Below are 13,006 nucleotides of genomic sequence, written 5' to 3' on the forward strand. Positions count from 1 at the left end.
CGGCGAGGGTGTCCGCCCCTCACTCCGCCGCTTGCGCCGCCGCCAGCGTCGGATAATCCGTGTATCCCTTCGCACCGCCGCCGTAGAACGTCGCCTTGTCCCACTCATTCAGCGGCGCGCCCCTCTTCAACCGCTCGACCAGGTCGGGATTCGAGATGAACGGCTTGCCGAACGCGATCAGGTCGGCCGCGCCGGCTTCGAGCACTTTGGTCGCGAGATCGAAATCGTAGCCGTTGTTGGCGACGTAAGCCTGCTTGAAGCGCTTGCGCAGGCTCGCGTAGTCGAACGGCGCGTTGTCGCGCGGGCCACCGGTTGCGCCTTCGATGACGTGGATATAGGTCAGCTTCAGCGCGCTGAGCCCGTCCACGATATAATCGAACAGCGGCTGCGGGTTGCTATCGGAGACGTCGTTGGCCGGCGTCACCGGCGAGATGCGGATGCCGGTGCGCTCGGGGCCGGCGATGGCGGCAACCGCCTTCGACACTTCCAGCATCAGCCTGGCGCGGTTCTCGATCGAACCGCCGTAAGCGTCCGTGCGCTTGTTGGTGCCATCCTTGGCGAACTGATCGAGCAGGTAGCCGTTGGCGCCGTGGATCTCGACGCCGTCGAAACCGGCAGCCAGCGCATTCTCGGTGCCGCGCTTGAAGTCCTCGATAATTCCCGGAATTTCCGAAAGCTCCAGCGCACGCGGCTCGGAGATTTCGGTGAAGGTGCCGCCCACGAACGTCTTGCCCTTGGCGCGGATCGCGGATGGCGCCACCGGCTTGCCGCCGCCGGGCTGCAGCGTGGTGTGCGAGATGCGGCCGACATGCCAGACCTGGATGAAGATGCGCCCACCCTTTTCGTGTACGCGGTCCGTCACCTTGCGCCAGCCTTCGACCTGCTCTTTCGAATAGATGCCGGGCGTGTCCTGATAGCCCTGGCCCTGCTGCGAGACCTGGCTGGCTTCGGTGATGAGGAGGCCGGCGGAAGCGCGCTGGCCGTAATAGTCGACCGCGAGCGGGCTCGGCACCATGCCGGGCGGCACCGCGCGGTTGCGGGTCAGCGGCGCCATCACGAGGCGGTTGGGAAGCGCGATCGGGCCAACCTTGAAGGGCTCGAACAGTTTGGTCTGGCTCATGTCAGGGATGTCCGGGTGGATGAAGATAGAAGAGAGTTGGGCATTGTGGCCAATTCTTGCAATCCCCGAGCCATTCGGCTTGCGCAGACGAGCTGCGCCCGATCCAGGCCTTGGGCCGGCGTTGGCCAACAGCGCATGCGCGTCGGCATAGAATGATCCATTCGCAATCAGGGGACGGCGCAGCATCGGCGCCCTTCCGGCCGATGCCCTGAGAGCCGAACAGCACTGTCGGCGGACCGCCGGCGGGTTGGCGCCGCGGCGCGCCACCCGCTATTCCGCTGCAAATCCCATTCGCCTGCTGTCGAATTCCGCGATCGGCCCTGCGGAATCGACCTGCAGCAGCTCAAATGTGAGGCACTCGCAACCGATCGCGCGAAGCGCCTGGTTGGCGGTCTTCTGGGCGTTGTTGCTGAAGCTCTGGTGATCCATTTGAATTTCGAGGCGGGGCTTTCGGCTGCATACCGCCTTCACGACCGATTGCACGCGGATGGAGATTTCGTCCCGGTAGTTCTGCGTGCTTTCGAAAGAGGCTCGCGCGTCGACGATTTGAGTCCGGGCGACATAGACGAGGTGGACCGCAATCCGGTCCGCGGAGACGGCGCTTTGCGCAAATCGAAACACCTCGGGGCGTTTGTCGATCCTCGCCACTTGGCGGCTGCCGGCGCCAATCCAGTGCCGGCCGGGCGGCAGGGCTTTTTCAAACCACCCGTTCCTGTAGAGCAGCACGGTCTCGAACGATTGAACGCCGACCCGCTCGAAGCCGAGCAGCGCCATCATCCCTTTCCTGAACAGCGTCGAGATCCAGGCCCAGGCGCCGGCGATTACGGCGATGACAATCAACGAAAATGCGATAGACCCCAGAAGTTCACCCACTTGCTTTCTTCCCCCGCCACCGTCTTCCTCGCTGGCGCTACTTGCGACTTCAGTTCTTTTTCTTGCTTTTCTCTTTTCTGTTGGCTTCCCGTGCGTCGAAAATAAGTCATCGCAAGTTCAATCAGAACGGGCAAATAAAAAAATAGTTCTAATGTGGCGCGGTCATTTGCGTTTTGAATGAAGGCATTGTGACGCTCGATTGTTCGCAGGGGTCATAGTCATAGCCTATGATGGTGCCTTCGGGCGCGCTGCGGACTATCCGCGTCATTGCGAGCGAAGCGAAGCAATCCATAGCGCCGCGCGGGGATAGATGGATTGCTTCGCTGCGCTCGCAATGACGGGTGTATACAGCTTCTCATTCTCGCGGCTCATCATCCGAGGTTTGCGTCGTCGCTTCCCACCCTCATCGATAAGAGGGCGCAGGGAAAGCCGGGTGCACGCTGCACCCGCGGTCTCGTGTGCAATCGCGCACAATGAACGCGCACACGAGCATACAGGTCCAGCGGAGGCATCCCGGCTTTCCCTGCGCGATGGCTTTACGGCTTACTTCGTGCTCTCCCCGGCGAACGGCTTTCTTGCCACCGTCGCCCCTGAGAAGCTTGCTTCTCGGGAGCTTCATGCCAGCACCGCGACATCAGGACCACACGACTTCGCCGTACACAACAGCCACGCACGTCAGTCATGGCTTTCGTGTCCACCGCATCCCACCGCGCGTTCGTGACGATCGCGACCCGCCCCTCTCATCGGGTGAGACGGGCGGAGTTATGCGAGTGATTTGGGTGAGAACGAAAGCGGAATATTTTTGTGCGAAGGGCTGGACAGGTTTTAGGTGATTTGCCCGTCGTGCCAGTTTGTCGCAGACGGCGCAGAGGATTTGCGCTTGCGCGCGGAGCAAATCAGCCCGCAGGGCGCGGGTCCGTCGCAACCATTAAACCCTCATGGTGAGGAGGCGCGTAGCGCCGTCTCGAACCATGCGGCCCCGCTGGTGCCATTCATCCTTCGAGACGCGCGAAGACGCGCTCCTCAGGATGAGGTCTGGCACGCGCAAACGTGCTCGACCTAGCTGTGCGCGGGAATGTCGACGCCGTCAGTCGCATACTGCCGGATCTTGTTCCGCATCGTGCGCACCGAAAGTCCGAGCACCCGCGCGGCGTGGGTGCGGTTGCCGTGGCAGCGCGCCAGCGTTTGCAGCACGAGCTCGCGCTCGATCGCCTCGACCGTGGAGCCGATCAGCATCGGCACAATCTCGTGGGGTGAAAGGGTCTGAGAATCCGGCAGCGGAATCTCGCCCGCGCGGCTGCACTCCGCGCCAACGTACACGTCGCCAAGGTACTCCTGGGGCATCAACACCTCCCGAACAACGCTAGCTCCGAAACGCGGAGCTGAAGCATCAGGAATCAACGGCCCCCTGCCACGAAGCAGAGTGGGCGAGTTTGGTTAATGAAAGGTTAATTGGCACGGAAAGGTTTCGGTTCAGCATTGTCACACCCGGAGATATATGCCCAGCAGCAGGGCAGATAGACGTGTCGGCGCAGCCTCACAGGCCGTAGGGTGGCAAAGGCGCGAAGTGCCGTGCCCATCAACGCATCAGTGCTCATGAAGGTGGGCACGCTGTCGCTTTGCCCGCCCTACGCTCCAGCATTCTGCTCGAAATGGTGGTTACGTTTTGTTTTCAAACCATAGCGCATGCATTGCCCGCAAGAAATGCTGGTCGCCCACAGGATATCCCGACGCGGAGCCGAGGACCGAGTCTACGCCGCAGTACGGGCAGATCGCAGTCCCATCGTGATCGTCTACCCAGTCTTCGACGGCGGTAGCGGTAAAGGTGCGACAGCAGTAGAAGCAGCCGCAAACATCACTCCGCTCCAGCTCCTTGCGATGGTTAATGCAATGGCGGTGTGCGGCCTGCAGCGTGGCACGTATGTGATCCATGAACGTCATCGTTCCCGTATACTAATTCCCGCGATGGCTCAGTTTTGCGGCATAGTAGTCGTAAGGGGCAAAGGCGCGCTAGCGCCATACTGCCCATCTAACACAACGCTCGGAATGGTGGCACGCTTTGGCTTTGCCCACCTACGAAGTCACGCCTTCAGCGCCGCCACGCCCTCGATCTCGATCAGCATCGCAGGATTAGGCAGCGCGACCACCACGCAGGTCGTGCGCGCCGCTGGCCCGAACGCTTCCGCGTAAAAGCCCGTTCAACGTGGCGACGTCGGCTGCGCGCGCCAGCAGCACGTTGACCTTGACGAGGTCGCGAAACGTCGCGCCCGCTTCATCGAGCACGCGCCTGATGTTGGTGACGACATTGCCGAACTGGGTCTCGAAGCCGTCGGGCAGCGCGCCGCTGGCGTCGAAGCCGGGGATGCCGGAGATAAAGGGGAGGTCGCCGACGCGGGTGGCGAAGGAGAGCGGTGGGGCTTTGATGCCGGGCGGGCGAGAGAAATGCTGGATTGGGGCAAGGATATGCTTCCGCGCTCACCGCGGACTACGCTTGCTTCAACCTAAAATTGACAAATCGCTTCGGCGTGAGCATGTTAGGCATAGTCTTGTTCTTGACGGGGCGTCGCGCGAATGGATTGGAAGCAGTTTTTGGCGAGTATAGTTGGATCGCTGGCGTGGCCCGTGGCGGCCGTGGCCATCGTGTACATTTTCAAAGACCAACTCCGACTCCTAATTGGGCATATAAAGAAAATTGGAGCCGGAGGTTGGAACGTCGAACTTTCCGAAAAAGTTGAGGAAGCCGTAGACGCGGGCAAACTGGTGCAGGCAGAAAAGGGAATTGTTGCGCCCGATGTCATTGGGCTTGATCCCACGCTTTTGCAGTTAGCAAAATCCTTTCCAGAAGCAGCACTAATACAGTCATTTAAGGAGCTTGAAGCTCTGATCTTGGAGATTCGTGAGCGGTTGCCGGACGGGCGACCCTATAGGAACCTGTACGAGGTTATGAAGGTCTTAGAGAAATCTCAGTTCATTCCCGCCAGCGCAGTCGCTCTGTTTCAAAGTTTGCGCGAAGCGCGGAATGCGGCCGCTCACGGCAAAGCCGAAGAAGAGTTGTCGTCGAGTGAAGCTCTCGATCTCATCAGGCAAATTAAGCTCTTGCAAGCTGTTTTGATGCCTGTCCTCGATCAGCTGCCGCGAAAAGAATCGCGCGTCTAGGCGAAGGAAGGGCCGGTCCGTCGTGGATCTAACCCCACTGCGATCTCATCGTGGTGTGAGCTGTTCAGGCCAAGTTTTCAGATGTCTAATTTGTAGATGACTAATTAGGGGGCTGCCGAAATGGAGCAAAGGCTAGATATTCAGACTGTCAAGATTAGGCAGATAATTGAGGATTATCGCAGTGGCCGTCTCGTCATCCCTGAATTTCAGCGCGAGTATGTTTGGAAGAAGAGCAGAGCTCCGCATCTAATTGATTCGATCTATCGATCGTTTCCAATCTCCGCACTGCTATTGTGGTCGAGCGATGCAGACGTTCGATCTCGTCGGCGGGATCCCAAGCCCGTTAGGGGGAATTCTATATCGTGGCTCATCGATGGTCAGCAGAGGGTTATTACGCTTTCACGGATACTCAGTGGAGACGAGGGCATTGAGGTTGTATTTAATCCCGATGAAGATACTTTCCGACTTGCTAACGCTGCGACGGCCAGAGACGATAATTGGATACCTGTCAGTGAAATCTTGGACGATGAGCTTTATCGGCAGCTAAGAAAATCGTTGCCCGACGGGTTAAAAGGAGAAAAGCGGGAAATAAAATTTGAAAACGTTAGAAGGTTGCTCGAGTACGAAATCCCAGCAGTTCATATGAGGGATTTTTCGTTTGACCAAGCGGTCGACGCGTTCACCCGAATCAATACGCTTGGTGTCAAACTTAAGACGGAAGATATTGAGAGCGCGCGCGTAGCGGCAAAACATACTGGCTTCATCGCTGACGAAGTTACTCCTTTTGTTGTGGAATTGAAGAGACAAGGCTTTTCACGATTGAATGTTATGCACTTGTTCAGGGCGTGTGCTTTTGTCGCGATGCCTGACGGGAGAAGCCGAACCCCTCTTCATGAACTGAGCCGTGCCGAAGTTGTTAGCGCTTGGTCTACGACCAAGAGGGCGACCAAAGAAGCGATTGCCCTCATTCGCAATGAATTTGGATTGGTCAATATGGATATTCTTTGGAGCGGCGCTCTGCTTGTTCCTGTAATCGCAATTTGTGCGTCACGGAGTGCGAGGGATCGGGATCCTAGGGGTGTGGCGGGTTGGCTAGCAATGGCGTCACTCCTGCATCGCTATAGTAAGGCAGCGGAGACAGCGTTGGATCAAGACTTGCGGGCCTGCCGGTCGGACGATCCAATAGGCAAGCTCCTAACTAATGTCCGACGTGAGGCCGGAGCTTTTGGAGCGATAGCTAACGATTTTAGAGGAGCATTAAACGATAAGGGAGCTCTATTCGCAGCGTATATCGCGTGCCGCCACAAAGGATTGAACGATTTGTTTTCAAATTCGCAGATACTGCTGCAGGCGAACGTGGACAGGCACCATATTTTGCCGAGAGCGCAATTTGAAGAGTCGAGAAGAGCAAAAGCTGATGCCGTTGCAAATATTGCGTTTGTAACGGGCGAGGCTAACCGATCAGTTGGTGCGGCCTCTCCAGATGTTTATCTGAGGAAGCTTAGCAAAGAAACGTTAGAGAGTCAGTGCATTCCCCTAGATTCGTCCCTATGGCACATTGAACGGGCAGAACATTTCATGGAGGCGAGGCGCGAACTGCTTGCCGAGGCTTTCAACGGTTTCTTGCGGAAGATGCTGCCGAATAGACGGATACTGATCTGATCTTAGCTAGACTGAGTTGGGTCGCACAAAGGCCGGACTCTCGCCCGGCCTTTCACTTTCCGATGGATGCCCGGGTCAAGCCCGGGCATGACGAAGAGAGAGCGTCCCCTCACAACACCCGATTACTCTCCTTCACCTTGTCCGCATCCAGATAGAGATCGCTTCCCATCTCCTTGAACTTCGCACTCATCTTCGCCATCCCCTCCTTCGCCAAGGCTTCCGAGGGCAGGCCATCCGCAAGCGTGCCGCTCACCGACATCCCCACACTTGCCGGATCGTTCAGCGTTGCCGCGTAATCCCGCACGTCCTGGGTGATCTTCATCGAGCAGAATTTTGGGCCGCACATCGAGCAGAAGTGGGCGACCTTGTGGGCTTCCTTCGGCAGGGTCTCGTCGTGGAAGCTTTTTGCGGTGTCCGGATCGAGGCCGAGGTTGAACTGGTCGGTCCAGCGGAAGTCGAAGCGGGCGCGGGAGAGGGCGTCGTCGCGCAGTTGCGCGGCGGGGTGGCCCTTGGCGAGGTCGGAGGCGTGGGCGGCGATCTTGTAGGTGATGACGCCGACCTTGACGTCGTTGCGATCGGGCAGGCCCAGATGCTCCTTCGGCGTGACGTAGCAGAGCATGGCGCAGCCGAACCAGCCGATCATGGCGGCGCCGATGCCTGAGGTGATGTGGTCGTAGCCCGGCGCGATGTCGGTGGTTAGCGGCCCGAGCGTGTAGAACGGAGCTTCGCCGCACTCCTTGAGCTGCTTGTCCATGTTGATCTTGATCTTGTGCATCGGCACGTGGCCGGGGCCTTCGATCATCACCTGGCAGCCCTTGTCCCACGCGATCTTGGTCAGCTCGCCGAGCGTCTCCAGTTCGGCGAACTGCGCGCGGTCGTTGGCATCGGCGATCGAGCCGGGACGCAGGCCGTCGCCGAGCGAGAACGAGACGTCATACTTGCGCATGAGGTCGCAGATCTCGTCGAAATGCGTGTAGAGGAAGCTTTCCTTGTGATGCGCCAGGCACCACTTCGCCATGATCGAGCCGCCGCGCGAGACGATGCCGGTGACGCGGTTGGCGGTCAGGTGGATATAGGGCAGACGCACGCCGGCGTGGATGGTGAAGTAATCGACGCCCTGTTCGCACTGCTCGATCAGTGTGTCCTTGTAGAGCTCCCAGGTCAGCTTGACGGGATCGCCTTCGCATTTTTCCAGCGCCTGGTAGATCGGTACGGTGCCGATCGGCACCGGCGAGTTGCGCAAAATCCATTCGCGGGTGGTGTGGATGTTGCGGCCCGTCGAAAGGTCCATCACGGTGTCGGCGCCCCAGCGGATCGCCCACACCATCTTGTCGACTTCTTCCTCGACCGAGGAGGTGACGGCGGAGTTGCCGATATTGGCGTTGATCTTGGTGAGAAAATTGCGGCCGATGATCATCGGCTCGAGTTCGGCATGGTTGATGTTCGAGGGAATGATGGCGCGGCCGCGCGCGATCTCGCTGCGGACGAACTCGGGCGTGATGAAGGCGGGCACCTCGGCGCCAAAGCTTTCGCCATCGGCCAGCGCCGCTTCCGCGCGCTCGAGCTGCTGCTTGCGGCCGAGGTTTTCGCGCTCGGCGACGTAGATCATCTCCTTGGTGATGATGCCGGCGCGGGCGAATTCGAGCTGCGTGATCTTGTGGCCGTCCAGGCCGCGGATCGGCTTGTGATGCGCGGTGAACGCCTTTGCGGCGTGGGACGCGCCGACATTGCCGTTGTCCTCCGGCTTGATCTCGCGCCCCTCATATTCCTCGACGCCGCCGCGCTCCTTGACCCAGGCGAGACGGTTGCGGGCTAAGCCGGCGTTGACGTCGATGGTCACGGACGGATCGGTGTAGGGGCCGGAGGTGTCGTAGACAGGAAGGTTCGGCTCACTCGCGCCTTCGCTGAGAATGATCTCGCGCAAGGGCACGCGGAGATCGGGCGCGGCGTCGGGCGATGAAAAGATTTTGCGCGACGAGGGAAGCGGGCCTGTGGTGACGGCGGGCAGGGTGGTGTCGGGGTTGGAGCGAATGTTCATATTGTATCCTCCGTTTTATGGGCGTCGTTCCGGACGGACCGCGAAGCGGACCGATCCGGAACCTCGAGTTTGTTGAGCGAGATTCTCAGGTGCGCAATTGCGCACCATAGTTCGCGCTTGCGCGCGCCCCGGAATGACGCCGGTGGAAATTTCTTCCGTCATTGCGAGGAGCCAACGGGTCCGGCCTTCGGCCGGCCCGATGATAAACTCCGCGACGAAGCAATCCATTGTCACCGAGCATGCGATCCCAATGGATTGCTTCGCTTCGCTCGCAATGACGGGGAAAGAGTGGGGCATCACGCGGCCTCGGCGCTCTGGCCCAGCCACTGCCGCACCCTTGCATCGGGATCGGCGTTCTGGGTGACGTCGCTGACGACGGCGATGGAGTCGGCTCCGGCCGCAAAAATCTCGGCCGACTGTTCGAACTTGATGCCGCCGATCGCAACCAGCGGGATGTTGCCGATGCGCTTCTTCCACTCGGTGATCTTTGGAATGCCCTGCGGCGCGAAGCGCATCGATTTCAGCGTGGTCGGGAAGATAGGGCCCAGTGCGACGTAATCGGGGTTGACGCGAAGTGCGGTCGCCAGTTCCTCGTCGTCATGGGTGGAGATTCCGAGCGTTAGTCCGGCTTTGCGGATTTCGCCGAGGTCGGCGCCAACGAGGTCTTCCTGGCCAAGATGCAAATGCTTGGCGCCGGCGACGATCGCCGCGCGCCAGTAGTCGTTTACCACGAGCTTGGCATCGGTGCCCTTGATGACCTCGAGGGCGTCGGTCACGATCTGCAGCGCCTCGGCGTCGTCGAGGTTCTTGGCGCGCAACTGGATGGTGCCGGCGCCGAGCAGCGCCAGCCGTGCCACCCAGGCGACGCTGTCGACCACGGGATAGAATCTATCAGGATACGGCATGCCAGAACGGGGTCCCGATCACAGGGGTTGAGGGGGAGGCGAAGTCGCGGGCTTCCATCAGGCCGGCCTCGTAAGCGGTGCGGCCGGCTTCGACGCCGAGGCGGAATGCGTTCGCCATCGCGACGGGATCGGCGGCCTTTGCCACGGCGGTGTTGAGCAGCACGGCGTCGTAGCCGAGCTCGAGGGCGTGGGCGGCATGCGAGGGTGCCCCCATGCCGGCGTCGACCACCAGCGTCACGTCAGGCAGGCGCTCGCGCATCAGCTTCAGCGCGTCGCGGTTGGTGATGCCTTTGGCGCTGCCGATCGGCGCGGCCCATGGCATCACGACCTTGCAGCCGGTGTCGACCAGCCGCATCGCGACCGAAAGGTCTTCAGTGCAGTAGGGGAACACCTCAAAACCGTCCTTGACCAGGATGGCGGCGGCTTCGACCAGGCCGACCACGTCGGGCTGCAGCGTGTCGTTGTCGGCGATCACCTCCAGCTTGATCCAGGGCGTGCCGAATAGTTCGCGCGCCAGCTTTGCCGTCGTCACCGCCTCGCGCACGCTGCGGCAGCCGGCGGTGTTCGGCAGCACCGTCACGTCAAGCTCGCGGATCAGCGACCAGAACGTGTCCCCGGTCTTGCCGCCGGCGGCCTCGCGCCGCAGCGACACGGTGACGATGTTGGCGCCTGAGGCGCGGATCGCGTCCTGCATGATCGCGGGCGAGGGGTACAGCGCCGTGCCGATCAGTAGGCGGGAGGAGAAGGTTTTGTCGTAGAAGTTGAGCATGGTGTCCAAAACTCTCAATCGGTCGTCCCTGCGAAAGCAGGGACCCATACCGCGTGATTTCTCTTGTGGCACAGTGGCAGACGCCGTCCTACGAAACGAGGGTCGGTGGTTATGGGTCCCTGCGTTCGCAGGGACGACTGGGGGAGCGTGCGTGCTTCCATCTTCACCCTCCCTGCCGCGGCGTGATGATTTCGATCTCGTCGCCGGCTTTAAGCCGCGTCTCGGCCCAGCGGCTTTTCGGCAGCACGTCGTAATTCACGGCGATCGCGAAATGCGTGCCTTCGTATTCGAGTTCGCTGAGCAGGGCGTCGACGTTGGCAGAAGTGATCTCCCGCTCTTCGCCGTTGACGGTCACACGCATCGCATCACCTCATTGTCGAGCGCGCCGCGTCGCACGTAACCAAGCGTCAGCTCGGCCAGCGCAGGCGCCAGCAGGAAGCCATGGCGGTAGAGCCCGTTCACGGCGATCTTGTTCTTGCTGACCGTGATCCGCGGCAGATTGTCGGGGAAGGCGGGACGAAGCCCCGAGCCGAACTCGACGATGCGCGCTTCCGCAAACGCCGGATGCACGGCATAGGCGGCGCCGAGCAATTCCAGCGCCGAGCGCACACTGACGCCGGTGTCCTCGGCCTCGATCGAGGTCGCGCCCAGCATGAATTTGTTGTCGCCGCGCGGGATGACGTAGAGCGGCCAGCGCGGATGGACCAGCCGCACCGGTCGCGACAGCTCGACCTCGTTCGTCTCGATCACGATCATCTCGCCCTTGACGCCGCGGAGCTCCGGCTGCTCGTCGCGCGCGGACAATCCACGGCAGTCGATCACGATGCCTTCGAGATCCTCGGCATCGATGTCGCAGTCGAATTTGATCGTGCCGCCGGCAGCCTTGATCCGTGCATGCAGCTCAGGGAGCACCTTTCGCGGCTCGACATGGCCTTCGTCGGCATAGAACAGGGCGTCACGGAAGCGGCCATCGAGCGACGGTTCGAGGTCGCTTAACCCGCGCGCATCGAGCCAGGCGTGGCCAGTGGTCAGTTTCGCAAAGCGTTCGAAATCGGCGCGGTCGCGCGCATGCGCCACCACCAGCGAACCGTTGAACGGGGTTTCCGGAAAATGCTCGCGCCACATATCGAGCGAGCGGACGCCGAGCCGGCCGATCAGCGGCTCCGAGGTCTCGGCCTCGCAATAGGGTGCCAGCATGCCGCCGGCCCAGTGGCTGGTGGAGAGCGTCATATCGGCGTCACTGCGCTCATACAGAGTGACGGCGTGGCCGGCCTCTGCGAACAATAGCGCCTGCCACGCGCCGGCAATGCCCGCGCCGATGATGGAAACGGGGGAATCCCCGCGCAGATCTGACTTCTGGTACATCCCTGTCCCTTCGCCGGCATGACCCGGATCAGGTTCAAAGGGTCACCGCGGTCTCAGGCTGCACTGCCCAAGCTTGCGGTATCTCAGCTCCTCATCGGAGCACCCCTCGGAACAGGACTAATGTAGGCGGTTGGGCAGAGGTGTCAACGCGGCTTTGCGGGAACTTGCACTCGTGCCCCGGACGCGGCGCAGCGCCTCTTGGCGGTGCGCCGCTGAGCCGGGGCCCAGAGACTGTCTTCGCATGGGTCCCGGTTCTGCGGAGCAGCGCTACGCGCCGCACCGCGCCCGGGACACGAGATTTAGCTATTTTGCGGTCTGCAGCGCGTTCGCGTCGGCGGCTGTTTTTGCCGGCTTGCCGACGATTTTCGGCGGCGCATCGCTCGCGAGCACCGGCGCGATCTGCAGGGGCTTTTCCTGCCGCTGGCGCTTTGCAGCGTAATAATAACCGCTGGCATAATAGCGCATGGCGCGGCCGTGATCGCCGTTGGCTGCGCGATAGGCGCCAGCGAGATATTTGATGCCCCAGGCGAGATTGGTGTCGGGATTGCGCAGGCCCGCGGCGTCGCCGGTATAGCCGAGGCCGCGCGCGGTCGGCAGCTTGATCTGCATCAACCCGATGGTGCCGCCGCGCCCGACGAGACCAGGATGGTATTTGCTCTCGCGCACGATCACCCGGTGCACCAGCGCTTCCGGCACGTTGTTGGCGCTCGCATGGGTTGCGACCATGCTCTCATATTGCGCGCGGCTCTGCGCCATCGCATCGGGCGAAACCAGCAGCGTCGCCATGGCTGCAAGCCAAGCAAACGTTGGTAGACTTTTCATGGAAACAACCTCGAGGCGAGCGGCGCGGTAACGACCTACGTTTTCGGTTAGTTCCATTACCGGGCGAGGATGTGGCGAAAAGCGGACGACATCGCGGCGATATGTCTGCGGCTGACACACGCGATGACGAACGCGACGAGCGTGACGCTTACGTTGTGCGTGCGATGCATCGCTCTGTCGGCGCGAAGCTGCGTCATGCCGACGCGCAAGATTGTCGTGCAAATGGCGCAGTCAAGGTGTAAAGAAGTTTTCCCGACGAAAAAGCGTTCATTCCGGCAGATAGTCTGTCTCATTCC

General features: G+C 60.8%; 11 protein-coding genes, 1 pseudogene and 1 riboswitch. Of the genes and pseudogenes, 2 read left to right on the top strand and 10 right to left on the bottom strand.

The window, feature by feature from the left end:
• Positions 1–19: 19 nt before the first annotated feature.
• The 4 genes and pseudogenes from GWE18_RS19715 to GWE18_RS19730 all read right to left on the bottom strand — a co-directional run bounded on the left by GWE18_RS19715 (position 20) and on the right by GWE18_RS19730 (position 4,456).
• Positions 20–1,120 carry an alkene reductase gene (locus GWE18_RS19715; RefSeq protein WP_275187517.1) on the bottom strand — a complete coding sequence of 367 codons (1,101 nt, stop codon included), beginning with the start codon at positions 1,118–1,120 and terminating at the stop codon, positions 20–22.
• A 270-nt stretch (positions 1,121–1,390) separates the two neighbouring features.
• Positions 1,391–1,993 carry an SPFH domain-containing protein gene (locus GWE18_RS19720; RefSeq protein ID WP_275187365.1) on the bottom strand — a complete coding sequence of 201 codons (603 nt, stop codon included), beginning with the start codon at positions 1,991–1,993 and terminating at the stop codon, positions 1,391–1,393.
• Positions 1,994–3,052: 1,059 nt separating this feature from the next.
• Positions 3,053–3,337: a helix-turn-helix domain-containing protein gene (locus tag GWE18_RS19725; RefSeq protein WP_275187366.1), complete on the bottom strand. Its 285-nt coding sequence runs from the start codon at positions 3,335–3,337 to the stop codon at positions 3,053–3,055.
• A 737-nt stretch (positions 3,338–4,074) separates the two neighbouring features.
• Positions 4,075–4,456: pseudogene (locus GWE18_RS19730) on the bottom strand (RidA family protein).
• 108 nt (positions 4,457–4,564) lie between these two features.
• Here GWE18_RS19730 and GWE18_RS19735 point away from each other — a divergent pair.
• Together GWE18_RS19735 and GWE18_RS19740 are read left to right on the top strand one after the other, a co-directional pair.
• Positions 4,565–5,149 (top strand): DUF4145 domain-containing protein, encoded by a 585-nt coding sequence (locus tag GWE18_RS19735; RefSeq protein ID WP_275187367.1) that lies wholly within the window; start codon positions 4,565–4,567, stop codon positions 5,147–5,149.
• Positions 5,150–5,269: 120 nt separating this feature from the next.
• Positions 5,270–6,811 (top strand): DUF262 domain-containing protein, encoded by a 1,542-nt coding sequence (locus GWE18_RS19740; RefSeq protein ID WP_275187368.1) that lies wholly within the window; start codon positions 5,270–5,272, stop codon positions 6,809–6,811.
• Positions 6,812–6,920: 109 nt separating this feature from the next.
• On the opposite strand, the gene thiC is transcribed toward GWE18_RS19740, so the two are convergent.
• The 6 genes from thiC to GWE18_RS19770 all read right to left on the bottom strand — a co-directional run bounded on the left by thiC (position 6,921) and on the right by GWE18_RS19770 (position 12,710).
• The gene (gene thiC, locus GWE18_RS19745; protein ID WP_275187369.1) at positions 6,921–8,849 is read right to left on the bottom strand and encodes a phosphomethylpyrimidine synthase ThiC; all 1,929 of its coding nucleotides are present in this window, start codon (positions 8,847–8,849) and stop codon (positions 6,921–6,923) included.
• 296 nt (positions 8,850–9,145) lie between these two features.
• Positions 9,146–9,754 (bottom strand): thiamine phosphate synthase, encoded by a 609-nt coding sequence (locus tag GWE18_RS19750; protein WP_275187370.1) that lies wholly within the window; start codon positions 9,752–9,754, stop codon positions 9,146–9,148.
• Complete coding sequence (locus GWE18_RS19755; protein WP_275187518.1) at positions 9,741–10,523, bottom strand: thiazole synthase; 783 nt, start codon at positions 10,521–10,523, stop codon at positions 9,741–9,743. Before GWE18_RS19755 ends, GWE18_RS19750 begins: the two co-directional genes overlap by 14 nt.
• 163 nt (positions 10,524–10,686) lie before the next feature.
• The gene (gene thiS / locus GWE18_RS19760; protein WP_275187371.1) at positions 10,687–10,884 is read right to left on the bottom strand and encodes a sulfur carrier protein ThiS; all 198 of its coding nucleotides are present in this window, start codon (positions 10,882–10,884) and stop codon (positions 10,687–10,689) included.
• Positions 10,875–11,888 carry an FAD-dependent oxidoreductase gene (locus GWE18_RS19765; protein WP_275187373.1) on the bottom strand — a complete coding sequence of 338 codons (1,014 nt, stop codon included), beginning with the start codon at positions 11,886–11,888 and terminating at the stop codon, positions 10,875–10,877. Before GWE18_RS19765 ends, thiS begins: the two co-directional genes overlap by 10 nt.
• A riboswitch (TPP riboswitch) is annotated at positions 11,876–12,005 on the bottom strand. It overlaps the preceding gene by 13 nt.
• A 186-nt stretch (positions 12,006–12,191) precedes the next feature.
• Positions 12,192–12,710, bottom strand: coding sequence for a transglycosylase SLT domain-containing protein (locus GWE18_RS19770; protein WP_275187374.1), 519 nt, complete (start codon positions 12,708–12,710; stop codon positions 12,192–12,194).
• Positions 12,711–13,006: the final 296 nt, after the last annotated feature.

The organism is Bradyrhizobium sp. CSA112 (assembly GCF_029051645.1).
GTDB lineage: Bacteria > Pseudomonadota > Alphaproteobacteria > Rhizobiales > Xanthobacteraceae > Bradyrhizobium.